The organism is Anaerobium acetethylicum (assembly GCF_900096945.1).
Lineage (GTDB): Bacteria > Bacillota > Clostridia > Lachnospirales > Lachnospiraceae > Anaerobium > Anaerobium acetethylicum.
In genome coordinates this window covers 1-15,612 of the sequence record NZ_FMKA01000010.1, presented here as the reverse complement: position 1 = coordinate 15,612, position 15,612 = coordinate 1, and the positions used below count along the sequence as shown (strand labels likewise).

The following is a 15,612-nucleotide window of genomic DNA, read 5'->3' as shown; positions in this document are numbered from 1 at the left end:
GGTTTCCCTAGTACCTTATGCCGCGGTCTGCAACTTATTCTGCGAAGCCTTCTTGGTACTTGCAACCAGAAGACCAAGTAGAATAGAGAGGAATGCCGAAGCCAATACCCTGTACTCTGCCGCCATCAGAAACACGATGGTATGGCATGGCGTCCAGATGAGCAGACAGCTCTTGACCCAGGAGAATCCGACCAGAGTCTGCCAGTCGACTCTCTTTACCATGGCTTCGATGGTGATTTTGCCCTGCAGCGTTCCTTCCTTTTTCTCAATCAGCATATCCACAAGCATATCGCCGAATTTATGATATACATACATCATAGGTCCGAATGTCGTATTCATGATAAGGCTTCCAAAGAATGCGACTGCAATCTGCGAACCTTCCCATGGCAGTTTCCCGCCTGCCTGTGCACCGGCTGCCCCGGCCATGAAAACCGTGAACACCAATGTAATCATCATACCGAGAATCCCCCATACGACAGCCTTCCAGAAAAAGCCTTTTGGGATTCTCCATTCTCCATTCAAAACTCTTGCCCCCAGCATGTCGCCCATGGATGCCAGGATAAAGAATTTGATAAACCCGCCCGCATATGCATGCTCTGTCGAAAATCCCATAAATGCATCCCTGGTAGCAGGCACGACAAGAATCAGCACCCAGATCAGAAGCAGGGCTGCCCAAAGCAAATCTCCTAATAAATTTTTCTTCATTTTTTCTACCTCGTTTTCTATTCACTGATTATGTTCTCAATAGTACACTTGAGAAGCTTCATCTATGATTTTATAGAAAAAAGGTTCCTTTATCATCTATTATTCGACTCTTTTTCCCCGTATTATCAGCCTTCATTTTTGATTATTCGTCTGCCCGGAAGAAAAACCATAAATTTTAACGCTGCTTTTTTGTCCTCTCATACTCTTTCTGTTTTCAGACCTCCAAAAATCCAAAGGGATTCTCCCTGTCGCTCTGCAGAAACTGCATCAGCAGAAGTGCGCATTTCATGGCCACATTCCCGTTCTTCAGGATATCCCTGGCCATATCCTTGTCAGCGATGATGATCTCTATATCCTCAGAGTCCTCACTAAAGGCATCCGTAGCATTCCCGCCTGCATATCCATATACGATGCTTACTGCCTCATCCGTCAATCCTATGGTCGTATAGAACGGCCTGCGGCAGCTTTCACTTCCGGAGGTCACTACCTTCAGATCCATTCCCGTCTCTTCCCTGAATTCGCGGACAGCCGTCTGGTTCACATCTTCCATTGGATCCACCAGTCCTGCCGGCATTTCGTAAATATAATCATCAATCGGGTAACGGTACTGCCTGATCAGCACGATTTTATCGGGCTCCTCCTCAAGGACCGCATACACCATGACACCCTCAGCAAAATTTTTCTTTGTCGCGCATTTGAGTTCGCCCTCTTTCCCCCTGGATGCAAAATAGTATTTCATAGGGTTTCCCTTTGAATCTCTCGCATCCATTTCATACATGTTTAAAAACCGGTTATCTGTTAATTTTTTGATATTCTTGATCTTGTCCATTGTCCCTGCCTCTTTCTTTATCTTGTCCATAGTGCCTGCCTCTCCCTTCATCATTTCTATTTGATACTGGTTCCATCCTCCCACCACATACCGGTCAACCGCCCATCTGGCTGATGACCATGTCATAATAGGAACCTTTCTTCTGCATCAGCTCTTCGTGGGTCCCGCTCTCCTTGATCCTTCCATCTCCGATCACCATGATCCTGTCCGCATCCCTGATCGTCGAGAGCCTGTGGGCAATCAGGAAGCTGGTGCGATCTCTCATCAGCCTGCGGAATGCATGCTGTATTTCCTTTTCCGTCTTTGTATCGACGCTGCTTGTCGCTTCGTCCAGAATCAGGATTGGAGCGTCACAGAGTACCGCCCTTGCAATTGCCAGGAGCTGCCGCTGGCCCTGGCTCAGGTTATCCGCACTGCCTGTTATGACCGTGTGACAGCCCTCCGGAAGGCGGGAAATGAACCCGTCTGCATGGGCCACCTTTGCGGCCTCTATGACCTCATCATCGGAGGCCGCCGGCTTCGAATATCTGATGTTATCGCAGATGCTGCCGGTAAACAGACAGGTATCCTGAAGCACCACCGAAAAGCAGCTTCTCAGGCTCTTTCTGGTAATATCCGTGATATCATTGCCGTCAATCAGGATTTTTCCCTTTTCCAGTTCATAATACCTGATCAGAAGGTTGACTATCGTCGTCTTTCCAGCCCCAGTCTCGCCGACCAGGGCAACCACTTCCCCTGGCCTGACCCTGAAGCTGACATCTTTCAAAACAGGCGCGTCTGCCGAATAGGAAAAGGATATGTTGCAGAACTCAACTTCTCCTTTGGGATTTTCCAGTTCCCTGGCATCTTCCTTATCCGAAGCCTCCTCCGCCTCATCCATGATTTCAAAAATCCTTTCGGCTCCCGCAAGTGCTGACTGGATGTTATTGAACATGCCCGCTATATTGTTCAGAGGCATGCCGAACTGTTTCGAATAGGTAAGAAAACTGACCACCACACCGACTGTGACCGTTCCCTGGATGGTCAGGATTCCTCCGGTAAAGGCTATCAGGCCAAAACTCAGGTTGTTGATGACATTTAAGAAGGGCATCATGAACCCGGCCCAGATCTGCGCTTTGGTAGCCTGGGTGCAGAGCTCCCCGTTAATGGCTTCAAACTCCTCCATGACATTCTGCTGCCTGTTGAATGCTTTTACCATCTTCAGGCCCACGATATTCTCCTCGATCACTCCGTTCAGCGCCCCCAGCTTCTGCTGCTGGCCAAGGAAATACTTCCGGCTGTGGCCGGATATTGTTTTTGTCAGTATTGTAAAAAGTGGAACGGATATCATGGCTACAAGAGTTAGATACGGGCTTAAGATCAGCATCATGACCAGTGCGCCTGTTATGGTGAAAATGCCGGATATGAGCTGTGTTGTGGTCTGGGCGATGGTGCTGCTGATATTGTCAACATCATTCGTCATCCTGCTCATGGTATCCCCGTGGGATCTTCTGTCATAGAAATCCAGTGGAATCCGCTGCAGTTTGGAAAAGAATCCGGTTCTGATATGCCTTACGAGATCCTGGGAGACCTTCGCCATCATTACCCCGTTTATGGTATCAAGAGCCCAGCAGGTCAGATAGCACATGACCAATATAAACAGAACTTTTCCCAGAAGCCCGCTGTCAGCCTTATTCGTCCTGATATCAAAGGTATTGACTGCCTTTCCCAGCAGCAGAGGCGTCGCCATGGAGACTGCGGACACTATGACTGTCAGCACCATTGCCAGCGTGATTGCTTTTTTTCTGAAGCCAAAAATCCTGATCAGCCTCAGCAGCGTCACCCTGATGTTTTTCGGCTTTGCCGACGGATTAAACCGTGCGGGCCCGCCTCCGGACATCCGTCCCAGGTTGGGGATGCTTTCATAACTCTTATTGATTCTTGTTGGTTCTGCCATCATCATCCCTCCATGCCTATCTGGGAATCAAAAATCCCCCTGTACACCTCACAGGAAGCAAGCAGCTCATCATGGCTTCCAAACCCTGCCTTTTCCCCATTGTCAAGCACCAGTATCCTGTCTGCGGCCATTGCCGTTCCAATCCTCTGGGTGATCATGATCACGGTCTTCCCGTCAGCAGCCCTCAGGCCCTGCCTCACCTTCGCTTCCGTGACTGCATCCAGGGCACTTGTGCAGTCATCCAGAATCAGGACAGGAGCTTTCTTTGCCAGCGCCCTGGCGATTGAAATCCGCTGTTTCTGCCCGCCTGAAAGGTTGACTCCGCCCTGTCCCAGAATACTTTCATACTGGTCCGGCATTTTCCTGATAAATTCGTCAGCCTGGGCAGCACGTGCTGCCTGCCTGATCTCTTCTTCCATAGCATCTGGATTGCCCCAGGCTATATTTTCAAAAACTGTTCCTGTAAAAAGCATGCTTTTTTGAGGGGCTATGGAGATGTTCTCCCTAAGGGTCCTGCAGTCCATCTGTCTGATGTCTGTTCCGTTTAGGCAGACCTTCCCTTCTGCAGCATCATAGAATCGCAGGCACAGCAGGGCCACCGTGGATTTCCCGGAACCTGTAGGACCGATGATCGCCAGCGTTTCTCCCCTGCCCACGTGAAATGTAAGATTTTTTATTGCGGGCATCCCGCTGCCGCCCGGATAGGCAAACGTCACATCATGAAAGGAAATTTCTCCCGACTCATAACCTGCTTCTTTTTCCATGCAGGTGAAATCCTCTTCACTTTCCAGCACTTCGCGAATTCTTTCATCAGATGCCTTCGTCCTGACAAACGTGTTGAAAATATTGGTTATCATAATCAGGGAAGACAGGATCTGGGCCATGTAGTTTATGAATGCAGCTATCCTTCCAACTTCGATTTCCCCTCTGCCGAACAGGATGCTTCCAAGATAAAGGATCGCGGCAATGCCTAAGCTGACGGCAAGAGAAATCAGAGGTGAAAAACAGGCAATGACAAGCTGGGAGGATACCCCCTTCTTCAGAAGATCCGTATTCGCTTCGTCGAACTTTGCCTCTTCTTCTTCGTAACGCCCGAACGCCTTCACAAGCCTTATCCCCAGCAGATATTCCTGGACGACCGTATTCACCCGGTCAATCGCATACTGCACCTTTGCGAACCGGCTGTAGCTCATTTTCATGCTGATCACAATAAAGACTGCAACCAGACATACGGCAGCAAACATGACCAGACTCAGCTCCGGGCTCAGGATGACAGCCAGAATAATGCTTCCAATGCAGGTGACAGGTGCTTTAAAGAAAATTCTCATAATCCCGTTCACGAACTGGGTAATCTGGGAGGTGTCATTTGTCATCCGCGTAATGAGGGATCCGCTTTCAATTTTGTCTGCGCCTGCCTCAGAAAAACGCATGATTTTCGCAAACAGGTCATGTCTTAAATCCGCGCCGAAGCTCTGCGATACCCTGCTTGCCAGAATGCTTCTGGCCGCTGCAAAGCATGCTCCCAGAGCAGTTACCAGGAGCATCAGAAGACCAAATCTGATCACCGTATCCAGGCTGCTGTTCTTAACCCCCTGATCAATAATCTGCGCCATAATCGTTGGCTGGAGCAGATCGCATATCCCTTCAAAAAATACGCAGCTGATTGCTGTAAGGAACATCCATTTATATTTATCGAAATACCGTTTATAAATTCCCATCTTGTTATTCCCTGTCTCTTCATAAAAATTGAAATGCCTGATAAAGTATCATGCTTAAAATCATATCCTATTATTCAGAAGTAGTAAATACCTGCAGGACATTTCTAATCCAGATCTCATCATCAATTCATCGGGATTCAGGAGCGTGTGTACGTATAGAACAAAGTTTCCTGTGCACAACAAAAACCGGCAGCGCAAGATTCAGCCCTTGCGGCTGCCGGTTTTACCAGACATCCTTATTCCATACACCTCTACCTGCTATTCATATCTGCATTTCATTTATTTGATATCGGTATTTTATATATTCCTATTTGACAGGCGTTATATTTTTATCTTTTAGAACCACATCATGGGCTCCGCCTTCAACAATACTTACAGAAGAAACCAGTGTGATCTTGGCCTTTTCCTGCAGTTCTGCAATATTCAGAGCGCCGCAGTTGCACATGGTCGAGCGGATCTTGCTCATGGTGACACTTAAATTGTCGTGGAGGCTTCCTGCATATGGCACATAGGAATCCACTCCTTCTTCAAAGGAAAGCTTAGCCGCACCGCCAAGATCATATCTTTGCCAGTTCCTTGCCCTTGCCGAACCTTCGCCCCAGTATTCTTTCATATAGTTTCCATTTACCATAACCTTATTTGTAGGGCTTTCATCAAATCGCGAGAAGTACCTTCCCAGCATACAGAAATCGCATCCCATGGCCAATGCCAGCGTAAGATGGTAATCATGAACGATACCGCCGTCAGCACAGATCGGTATATAGATTCCCGTCTCTTCAAAATATTCATCTCTTGCCTTGGAAACCTCAATAACCGCTGTCGCCTGACCGCGTCCGATACCCTTTGTCTCACGGGTTATACAGATTGAGCCGCCTCCAATACCGATTTTAATAAAGTCCGCGCCTGCTTCGGCAAGGAATCTGAATCCATCTCTGTCTACGATATTGCCTGCACCGATTTTTACGCTGTCACCATATTTTTCACGGATATAATCAATGGTGATCTTCTGCCATTCTGAAAATCCTTCTGAAGAGTCTATGCACAAAACATCTGCACCTGCTTCAACCAGGGCCGGAACACGTTCCGCATAATCCTTTGTATTGATACCGGCACCGACAACATATCTCTTTGAAGCGTCCAGAAGTTCAAGGGGATTGTCCTTGTGGGAATCGTAATCTTTTCTGAATACAAAACCGACAAGCCTCTGGCTGTCATTTATAATCGGCAGCGTATTGAGTTTATGGTCCCAGATCATATTGTTCGCTTCTTTTAATGTGATTCCCTCTTTGCCATAAATAATCTTTTCGATGGGAGTCATGAATTCGCTGACCTTCGTGGCTTTGTCCAAACGGCTGACACGATAATCCCTGCTCGTTACGATCCCCATCAATTTCCCATTTGGGGTGCCATCGTCAGTGACAGCGACCGTCGCATGCCCTGTTTTTTCCTTGAGCGCAAGAATATCTTCCAGTGTCTGGTCCGGTCTTATATTGGAATCGCTGGAAACAAAACCAGCCTTATATCTCTTTGCCTTCTTAACCATCTCAGCCTGCTGCTCAATCGTCTGGGAACCGTAGATAAATGAAATTCCCCCTTCTTTTGCAAGCGCAACTGCCATCTTATCATCAGAAACAGATTGCATGATTGCTGAAACAAGAGGAATATTCATAAAGATTTCTGGTTCTTCACCCTTTTTGAACTTGGTGACAGGTGTTTTTAAAGATACATTCGCCGGTACGCATTCTGCTGAAGAATATCCAGGTACTAATAAATATTCGCTAAAAGTATGTGACGGTTCACTATAATAATATGCCATTCCTTTTACCTCCATAATGATTTTATCAATATTATAGACCTTTTTCAAAAAAATACAAGTTCTATGATTATGCTTTCATTTTTTGTATATATTTGTTCTTATAGGCTAAACAAGTAAATAGAGTGTTAAAGCAGAAAAATTAATTTCTCTGTTTTTCACATATATCAGAACTCAAAATATTGGGGGTTCTGAACAGTTGCATAATTCAAATAAAAAAGGGGCTGTTGCAAAACGACTGATTTTCAGTCATTTTGCAACAGCCCCAGTAGTGTTAACAATTATTCTTTTTTCGTGAAACTGTTAAAATAAGAGCTGTTACATTAAACGATAAAGTAAACAGAGTTACTGTAACATAATAGTTAATTTCAAATGGCGACAACATCATAAGACTTGTTGATATATAACTGAGGGGCACTGAAAATAATGAAAGAAGTATAGGTATTAAGTGTTTTTTCATAATTCTACTCCCTTCTCATTTTATTGTTAACGCTGATAAGCCACTCATCCATCCGTTCCGAGTTTAAAGCAACCTCTCTGACACGCTAGTCAAAATATTTCATTTTTATCTCATCATCAAATTCTACCAGATTCCCATGATCCAGACAATATATGGTATCGCACAGCCTGTCGAGGTAGTTATGCTGATGGCTTGTCATAAGAATTGTTCTGCCTTCTTCTTTAAGCTTTGATAAGATCTCCGTAATCTCTCTGTTTGTTTTATAGTCCAGCGCATTATAAGGCTCGTCCAGAATAATGATTTCCTGATTTTCCATAATTGCCTGAGCAATCCCAAGTTTCTGTTTCATCCCCATGGAATATTTCTTTACCGGCGTCTTATCATTAAAATCCAGTCCCACAAGCTCCATCGTCTTCTTGATCTGTTCATTATCAATCACATTCTGTATGCCGGCTAAGAGCTGCAGATTCTTATATCCAGAATAGTACTCAATATAACCCGGATTATTAATGAGTATTCCCACGCCCTCCGGGAAGTCTGCATTCTTCTCCCCGATCTTCTTTCCGTTGACATAGACCTCTCCTCTGTCCGGAGGAATCAGTCCTGTCATAATCTGAAACAGCACCGATTTCCCGGCACCATTTGCTCCGACAAATCCAACGAACTCCCCCTGTTCGACTTCAAGATTGACGCAGCAATATAGTTCCCTGTTCTGAAATTTTTTCTCTATGTTTCTAAGTTTAATCACACTTCCCATTTCTGTCCCCCCATAATAGCTTATTTGTAAACATTAATATGCTCAGCAGGCCTGCATCAGCCATCACTACATACAGACACCCTTTTCCTATTCCTTCTCTGGATACCGTTTCTAAAATATTGTAAAGTGCAGAGCTTCCAAACGGGTATGCTGTCCTTTGAGCAATATCAGAACCTGCTAAAAGATAACCAAGGCCAGTCATCAAAAAGGCAACTGTCGTATTCCCTGATATCCTGAATATCAGAATATCCACTTCGAACAGGACCAGAAGCTCCACTCCCCTCACGACAGCTGCAAATAACGCTAACTCAAGAAATTGGCTTGATGTGATCCCATAATTCCCAATAAACTCTTCTGCCAGATCAGACTTCCCGCTGCGGTTAAAGAAAAACGCCGCAGAGGTTAAAAAAAGAAGCAGCCCTACATACAGGATGCTGTACTTTACGACGTATGTTCTCAATATTTTATCAACATTTCTATACCACTTTTCATGGCTCCCATACCGGAACAAGCTGATTGTATTTCTGTTCATTTTCTCTTTTTCAAGAAACATGCTGATCATAAAAATCGGAATTACAAAATAGGAAATGAAGCTCAGAAACTCTTTCCAGTAAAAATTGCTTTTAGAAAATCCATTAACATTAAGAAAGAGAAAATCCATCCAATTGTGGTTCCCATATATCATAACCCACAGATTCATACCAATCAGAATCATTACGGCAGCTGCTGAAATCAACAGCTTCCCCTCCGCCATGTCCCTCAAATATGAATTACTGCCCTGACCTGTCCGTTTCCCTCGATTTTTTCTTATGGCTGTCCTGTTCAAAAGCATGGGAGCAAGAAACGCAATTACGATATTGGTTCCTACTGCCCAAATGCCATTCAGGAACAAGCTGTGATGAAGCAGAAAATAATTGTTCAGGAAAACCACTTCCAGAACTGATTCATCCACTTCAGTCTTGAATCCAATAAAGACATTGATCAGTATAATGCACAAACTGATGATTACAATCCTGTCTCCAAATAGTTTGTACACATAGAACATGATTTTATATATGAACAGGAACCCTATTGCCATATAGATGCATACTGCAGCCGTTGCCTGCAATGGTGAATTGAAATAGTCTTTAAACCGGTATATAAATTGCAGGGTGCTTGTATAATACGTATCCAGGGCATGACCCCTGAATTCATCAGACAAGCCAAAATTCATAACTCCCAGTATCGCTGCAATACTTACATGCATGAATATTATGATTACAATTTTTATAGCGGCTGCTCCATTCCGCACCGCAAAATAATGACCGTGATCCCTGTACCTGATCAGTTCAATGTTATTTTCATTTCTGATATTCTTAAAAATCCAGAACATAAAAAACAGGAATAGCCCGTATACGATATAGTAATGATTACTAAGCGACAAAAGCATATATTCTCCGGCTGACATATTTGCTGCCTTTGCCACCGGAATATTCGTTCCACAAAAGTAAGTGAAAACCAGGAGCAGTAATACGATCCCTTTATTTTGGCCTTCCCTGACCAGTTCTCCCCTAAACTGCCTTACCATCATTCGTGACTCCTGTTCTATATTTTGCCACACCTATTATGAGCAGGGAAATGACTATAAAAATCACAACACCTGCAGCATAATTCCATATATGCATCGCCGATGGCGTTAATCGGTTTAAAACATAGGAAGTCATGATGCTGTATTGCGGTATCTGCAGCGTACCCGTAATCAGATTCTCCGCCATACAGTAAATAAACGGTGCGATCATAATGACAAATATATTGTCCATGAATAATGATAACCCATAGCCAAACGCGACAAACAGGCTTGCGACAATGCTTTTCCAGATACACCATATGAAACCGAATATAACCGGACTTTCTGCCTGGTATCTGCCGAACAGATACGCAGACAAATAGCTTCTTTCACTAGGGCATGATGGCGTTAACAGATATACCGAGAACAGCAGCCCGATAAAATACATCAGGAAAACCATAATCGCAGCCAGCAGCACCCCTGCGCCTATCTGGGCCAGAATATATGCTCTTCTGCTCGTTCTTACCGCTGCATAGTATAGAAATCCGTCTTTCCTTTTCATGAATAGGAAAGCAGTAAATGGTATAGATACTATAAGCGGCAGAAAAAAATCTATCACTGTGCACCCCCCGATCCACATTTCAAGATTATCCCCGATGGCTGTGTTCTGCGATATCATATAACAGGAAATACATAAGGCAATCGTGCCTGCCGTAAGCATTATGGCCATTGGCACTATCATTTCTTTTATTGCATTTGCTACTAATCTATTGTTCATTTACATTCCCCCAAAAAATCATTACTATTCAGTGTTTACAAAAAATACAATGTAGTTCGTTTTACGAATTCTCCTGGTAGCTGGATTAACAACTGGTTACTTGTTTAGTTGCTTTTCCATTGCCCTATAACCTGGACGTCTACCGGGGTATTTATATCGTTGGAAAACTGTGCTCTGACGGAGGTGCCGCTTGTCTGATAAGAAGATCCCGGAAGTTCTCCCCATGTTCCGTCGGTTACATCTCTTCTCCAGGAACCACTCCCTTTACTGCTATTCATTCTTACATCGACCTCATAGTCTCCGCCTACCATTGTAGACATGATATATCCGTTTGCTCCACCAGTCGATTTTGTCTGATATCCTGAATACCCGCATCCGTTAAATTTACCTACTATTGTGTTGTATCCGCTATAACTTGCTCCTGCAAATGCTGCCGTTCCGAACATTATAAGTGCAATCCCCATCGTTAAAACAGTTTTTATGAATCTTTTCATCAGTTGCCTCTCCCTTGCTGAATAGTAATGAATTTTACAAATATATTATAATCCCCAAATCTTACATATACCTTTTTTGTACCTTAATTCTACCTTAATTTTTTCTTTTTTTTCGGTGTGGCTGCCAGACGCGCAAAGGACATCAGCCTCTGCTGATGTCCCTCACAATACGATTTCAAATTCCGTTCCTTTTCCAATCCTGCTTTGTACTTTTATGATGCCGTTATGTGCTGATATCGCTTCCTTTGCTATTGCAAGTCCTAATCCCGTTCCTTTTGTATGTTCAGAATTGGTTCCGCGATAATACCGTTCAAAAATATTGGCCAATTCATGTTCACTCATTCCTTTTCCATCATCCTTAATCAGAATATGCACTTTTTCTTCCTTCCAGACACGAATGGACAAAACAATATATTTATCATTATGAATCACCGCATTGTGCATAATATTCAGCAGGCTCCTTTTGATCAGCATACGGTCACATAGGATGCTTTCTTCATCTACATAATTGAAATCAATTTTCACTCCGCTCTTTTGCTTCGGTTCAATTTCAGAAATACATTCTTCTATCAAATCAACCAAATTGACACATTCCACTTTCAAGGGGAATTTCCCCTCTATTAAAGTCTGGCTGACTTTCAATTCCTCTACCAGATCTTCTATTGCCTGTTCCGCTTTCAATATTTCACCCGCATAAATCCCGATTTCGGAGCGCTCGAACTCGTAATCCTGTGTATTGAGTATCTCTGCATATCCTCTGACTGCCGAAAGGGGTGTCTTGATATCATGTGAAACATTTGAAATCCATTCTTCTCTCATTTTTTTGCCCATCTTCAATTTGTTATCAAGACTTTCCAACTGCATAAATACATCCTTGTATATATTTTCTTCAAAATGGGATTTGACAAACTTCTCTTTTGATATTTCATCGATTTCCCTGATTACAGCAGCAACCGGCCCGGACACTTTTTTTGAAAAGACATATGCCGCAATCATAATAATACCAGTCGCAGATATAATTAAGATCAAGATACTTTTTGTAATCGCATCCTTCCCTTCTCCCGCATAACTGTAGGATTTTTTCCCAGCCACGTTGCTGCTGCACCCTATTATGATTCCATACCCAGGATGTTTTTCCACGTCTGTTGCAAAAACAGTATATCCTTCCAGCCTGTTGGATTCCAACGTATAATTTATCAGCTGATACCAGTCGTATTGAGCAGGTATCTCTTCAGGTACGTTCGTCTCATAGACCGCGCTTCCGTCCGGACCTAATATCTGCATCCACAGATCATAGGGCTTCAGCCTGTCGATTCCCTCCTCCGATATTTCCACCTGATCACCTTTTATTTTCACATACTGGCTGAAAGAACGCACCAGATATTGCGGAAGATCAGTATCAACCGATTTATCTGCAAACAGCAGAAAATAGCTTAACGAGACCCATATCAGCACAATAGCAGCTATTGCCGCCACTACTGTCTTTAAATATTCTCCTATTATTTTTCTATTCATGGCAGCACCATTTCCTTATCGGAATCACAGCTCAAACCGGTATCCCCTTCCCTTGATCGTTTTTAAAAAAGCTGGATTGGATGGATCTTCTTCTATTTTTTCTCTCAGATGCCTGACATGTACCATAACCGTATTATCATATCCTTCATATGCATTTCCCCAGACCTGCTGCACAATTTGCTCTTTGCTGATTGTAATGTTGCGGTTTTCAATCAGATAAGACAATAACAGATATTCCTTTGCTGTCAGCTGCACCGGACTCTGATTTTTAAACAGTTCCTGTTTATCGAAATCAAGCATGTATTTCCCGAAGCGTATACCATTTTCCTTTTTACTGCATTTCCCCTCATAATAGCTGATCCGTCTTATCATTGCCTTTACATGGGCCACCACTTCTTTGGGGCTGAATGGTTTTGTAATATAATCATCTCCCCCTATGGCAAATGATACCAGCTTGTCAACCTCTTCTGACTTTGCCGACAGAAACAGCACTGGCGCGATTGAAAATTCTCGTATTCTCCTGCACACTTCAAAGCCGTCAATGTCCGGAAGCATGATATCCAGAATTATGATATCCGGATCTTCGTTTCTGCATATTTCGACAGCCTCCAGCCCTGTTGAGGCCTTCAATATATCAGTAAACTGCTCTTTTCTCAAAACTACTTCCAACAGGTTTTTTATTGCCATTTCATCATCTACCAGCAATATTTTTTTCACTTGGCACATCTTATGATAACTCCTTCATGTTGTCTGTTTTTCTGTTTTTCGTATGGGGCATCCATAACATTACTAGATTTTTCATTGCTTTCTCTCTGGACCGGTGACATTTAATTGAATTTCACCTGCTTTTCTCTATATCATATCCCATTCTCCAATTATTGTAAATACGAATGCGCGATTATATAGATTCGGCTGTAATGCAATCAAAAAGGCATCCAGCCATTTTTCGTAAGCCACTCATTCATCTGTTCCGAGTTTAACGCAACTTCTCTGACATGTTGAATGGCCGTATCGATATCGCCTGCCTGTATTACCAGCAAAGCATGCGTTCCCGCTTGAGAGCCGGCCTTGTCACTGATAGCCGAATCAACTGTTATACCACAGACAATGACATTCCAATCCCTGGATATGGCAATAATCTCGCACAAAGGCTTATAATCACCACCTACACTTGTACAGGTATAATTTGATCCTTTGTAAAACTCGGTATAGAAGCCAGGGTAAATGGTATCCCCATTTCTTTCCTCTCCAAAAATACTGTATCCATTCACAAAAATGTCTCCTTGGACACAGTCTTCCCTATTACGGAAAAAATAGTGGAGATTCTCGCCATACATTTCTACGGGGACAAGCTCATGGAACCTTCCTTCTGTGTTATAGATCAAGCAGCCTGTTGCAGAAAAGCTTACCTCTTCTTTGATTGGATTGGAATAATAGTATATTGCATACTGCAGGATGCTTAATAGAATCACAACTGCAATTATGGAGCAGACAATCAGAATTCCTTTTTTTATTTTATTTAATTTCATTTTCTGTTCATTATTCAAGTACAAAGTCTTCATCTCCTAGTAGAATTATCTTTATCATATAATTGTCAATTTATCACTCTTCATTTGTAGCCTTAAATCTTATTCTGCCTGTTATGACTTCATTTTCGCAGGCATTTTCATATTCTTTATACTCGTCAGATGATACAATCTCACTTATAATCGTCCCCTCTAAAGCCAAATTTGAATTCGGGCCCGATATCAAAAGTGAACCATCCGGCTGAGCATAGGCGGATATAATATAATATTTATTTGTTTCTAACAATATATCATCTTCATATAAAACGACAGACAGATTATCACTGCTAATTCCTCCATGTTTTATTATGCTAAATGCTTCACTCTTTCTGAGATTTCCTTTGAGGTTATCAATTACCGCAATTGAGTACTCTGTATATGGATCACTAATTTCTTTCATCCCATCGTCAGTCTCTATCGTTACCTTGTTTTTGTAAATTGTTCTAATTTCTTCCTTGACTTCCGCAACGAATACATAATCCGCATCCCCTATAACCTGACTTAAATCATTTACATCAATACTATAGGAGCCTGACAAATAGGTTACTGGTAAATCACCCTTGCTGAAATTTTCATTTGAACATCCTCCAAATATGACTATTGCCATAAACATCAAAACATTCAATTTCTTTCTCATAGGTTACCCATCCCTTCAATTTTTTACTTTCAGATTGCAAATAAGAAAAATAAACGGCTTGTCCATGACCGTTTTTTCAATCCTATTTATTTTTTAAAGCGCTATTTATTTCATTAATGATGCTCTCTTCATGCGCATCCTTAATATTAATGTTCATATCTGGAACCTTTGAAAACACATTATTCATTGAATTCAATATGCCATTTGTATACATTAGCCTTCCCTGTGGACCGCCAAGAATACAATATGTCCCGTCCACATTTTGTTTTGCAAAAACAAGAAATTTATCCCCTTTACTTGGCAACGGATCCTCTGGAATTTCTAATTCAGTATCCTCATTCTTAATCCCCGTCATTGTGAGGACTATACTTTGTCCCTCTTCACAATTAAATATCGATTTTACTACCGTTAGATTATATTGGGTGAATGGAATTCCATTGAGCTCATACTCTTTTTTAATCTCCCCCACCTCAATCATCCCAATCAAATCACTTGCCAATACAAGTTCAGAGATACCTGTATATACATAATCCCAGCTTGCATTCGAATAGGTATCTGAATCTGCCGGATCATCGGACACCACATCATTTGCATATTGGTTTCCGTTATTAATCAAAGGAATTCCTACACAAAGCATTGTTGCAAAACACGCTGCCGCTGATACAATTATAATGAATATTTTGTTTTTATGACAATTCTTGCTTAACTGCTAACTTCCCAAGGTTTACCCACTCAATGCCATCTGACCTATTAGAAATCGATGACATTGGGATATAGATTACTTGCTCTCTAAGAAAGCAATAATCTCAGCGCGGCTCCTACAACTATTTTGTATCGCCGCTATGAGTTCCTCGTTTTC

General features: G+C 42.7%; 14 protein-coding genes. All 14 read right to left on the bottom strand.

Features of this window, described 5'->3' with window-relative positions:
* Window positions 1-15: 15 nt before the first annotated feature.
* Window positions 16-705, bottom strand: a complete 690-nt coding sequence (locus tag BJR36_RS09585) for a hypothetical protein (protein WP_091233359.1) — start codon at window positions 703-705, stop codon at window positions 16-18.
* A 214-nt stretch (window positions 706-919) separates the two neighbouring features.
* Entirely contained in the window at window positions 920-1,660 is a 741-nt protein-coding gene (locus BJR36_RS09580; protein WP_242875511.1) for an NUDIX hydrolase, read from the bottom strand.
* Window positions 1,629-3,470: an ABC transporter ATP-binding protein gene (locus BJR36_RS09575; RefSeq protein WP_091233356.1), complete on the bottom strand. Its 1,842-nt coding sequence runs from the start codon at window positions 3,468-3,470 to the stop codon at window positions 1,629-1,631. The genes BJR36_RS09580 and BJR36_RS09575 overlap by 32 nt, the downstream gene beginning before the upstream one ends.
* 2 nt (window positions 3,471-3,472) lie before the next feature.
* Entirely contained in the window at window positions 3,473-5,188 is a 1,716-nt protein-coding gene (locus tag BJR36_RS09570; protein ID WP_091233353.1) for an ABC transporter ATP-binding protein, read from the bottom strand.
* 307 nt (window positions 5,189-5,495) lie between these two features.
* Entirely contained in the window at window positions 5,496-7,004 is a 1,509-nt protein-coding gene (locus tag BJR36_RS09565; RefSeq protein WP_091233351.1) for an IMP dehydrogenase, read from the bottom strand.
* Window positions 7,005-7,546: 542 nt separating this feature from the next.
* The gene (locus BJR36_RS09560; protein WP_091233348.1) at window positions 7,547-8,218 is read right to left on the bottom strand and encodes an ABC transporter ATP-binding protein; all 672 of its coding nucleotides are present in this window, start codon (window positions 8,216-8,218) and stop codon (window positions 7,547-7,549) included.
* A complete protein-coding gene (locus BJR36_RS09555) occupies window positions 8,202-9,785 on the bottom strand; it encodes a hypothetical protein (RefSeq protein WP_091233345.1) in 1,584 nt (527 codons plus the stop codon). Before BJR36_RS09555 ends, BJR36_RS09560 begins: the two co-directional genes overlap by 17 nt.
* Window positions 9,769-10,542, bottom strand: coding sequence for a hypothetical protein (locus BJR36_RS09550; RefSeq protein WP_091233341.1), 774 nt, complete (start codon window positions 10,540-10,542; stop codon window positions 9,769-9,771). Before BJR36_RS09550 ends, BJR36_RS09555 begins: the two co-directional genes overlap by 17 nt.
* 104 nt (window positions 10,543-10,646) lie before the next feature.
* Window positions 10,647-11,036, bottom strand: coding sequence for a hypothetical protein (locus BJR36_RS09545; protein WP_207648844.1), 390 nt, complete (start codon window positions 11,034-11,036; stop codon window positions 10,647-10,649).
* Window positions 11,037-11,198: 162 nt separating this feature from the next.
* A complete protein-coding gene (locus BJR36_RS09540; protein WP_091233334.1) occupies window positions 11,199-12,551 on the bottom strand; it encodes a sensor histidine kinase in 1,353 nt (450 codons plus the stop codon).
* 24 nt (window positions 12,552-12,575) lie between these two features.
* Window positions 12,576-13,277, bottom strand: coding sequence for a response regulator transcription factor (locus BJR36_RS09535; protein ID WP_091233331.1), 702 nt, complete (start codon window positions 13,275-13,277; stop codon window positions 12,576-12,578).
* A gap of 197 nt (window positions 13,278-13,474) precedes the next feature.
* The gene (locus BJR36_RS09530) at window positions 13,475-14,080 is read right to left on the bottom strand and encodes a hypothetical protein (protein WP_169823650.1); all 606 of its coding nucleotides are present in this window, start codon (window positions 14,078-14,080) and stop codon (window positions 13,475-13,477) included.
* A gap of 73 nt (window positions 14,081-14,153) precedes the next feature.
* The gene (locus tag BJR36_RS09525; RefSeq protein ID WP_091233325.1) at window positions 14,154-14,753 is read right to left on the bottom strand and encodes a hypothetical protein; all 600 of its coding nucleotides are present in this window, start codon (window positions 14,751-14,753) and stop codon (window positions 14,154-14,156) included.
* Between the two features lie 82 nt (window positions 14,754-14,835).
* Complete coding sequence (locus tag BJR36_RS09520; RefSeq protein ID WP_091233321.1) at window positions 14,836-15,390, bottom strand: hypothetical protein; 555 nt, start codon at window positions 15,388-15,390, stop codon at window positions 14,836-14,838.
* Window positions 15,391-15,612 lie beyond the last annotated feature (222 nt).

Excerpts from the sequence above, each read along its gene's own strand:
- BJR36_RS09560 (WP_091233348.1), bottom strand. The coding sequence starts at position 8,218 with ATGGGAAGTGTGATTAAACTTAGAAACATAGAGAAAAAATTTCAGAAC.
- BJR36_RS09525 (WP_091233325.1), bottom strand. The coding sequence starts at position 14,753 with ATGAGAAAGAAATTGAATGTTTTGATGTTTATGGCAATAGTCATATTT.
- BJR36_RS09520 (WP_091233321.1), bottom strand. The coding sequence starts at position 15,390 with ATGCTTTGTGTAGGAATTCCTTTGATTAATAACGGAAACCAATATGCA.
- BJR36_RS09540 (WP_091233334.1), bottom strand. The coding sequence starts at position 12,551 with ATGAATAGAAAAATAATAGGAGAATATTTAAAGACAGTAGTGGCGGCA.
- BJR36_RS09575 (WP_091233356.1), bottom strand. The coding sequence starts at position 3,470 with ATGGCAGAACCAACAAGAATCAATAAGAGTTATGAAAGCATCCCCAAC.
- BJR36_RS09555 (WP_091233345.1), bottom strand. The coding sequence starts at position 9,785 with ATGGTAAGGCAGTTTAGGGGAGAACTGGTCAGGGAAGGCCAAAATAAA.
- BJR36_RS09545 (WP_207648844.1), bottom strand. The coding sequence starts at position 11,036 with ATGAAAAGATTCATAAAAACTGTTTTAACGATGGGGATTGCACTTATA.
- BJR36_RS09580 (WP_242875511.1), bottom strand. The coding sequence starts at position 1,660 with ATGACATGGTCATCAGCCAGATGGGCGGTTGACCGGTATGTGGTGGGA.
- BJR36_RS09565 (WP_091233351.1), bottom strand. The coding sequence starts at position 7,004 with ATGGCATATTATTATAGTGAACCGTCACATACTTTTAGCGAATATTTA.
- BJR36_RS09530 (WP_169823650.1), bottom strand. The coding sequence starts at position 14,080 with ATGAAATTAAATAAAATAAAAAAAGGAATTCTGATTGTCTGCTCCATA.
- BJR36_RS09585 (WP_091233359.1), bottom strand. The coding sequence starts at position 705 with ATGAAGAAAAATTTATTAGGAGATTTGCTTTGGGCAGCCCTGCTTCTG.
- BJR36_RS09570 (WP_091233353.1), bottom strand. The coding sequence starts at position 5,188 with ATGGGAATTTATAAACGGTATTTCGATAAATATAAATGGATGTTCCTT.
- BJR36_RS09535 (WP_091233331.1), bottom strand. The coding sequence starts at position 13,277 with ATGTGCCAAGTGAAAAAAATATTGCTGGTAGATGATGAAATGGCAATA.
- BJR36_RS09550 (WP_091233341.1), bottom strand. The coding sequence starts at position 10,542 with ATGAACAATAGATTAGTAGCAAATGCAATAAAAGAAATGATAGTGCCA.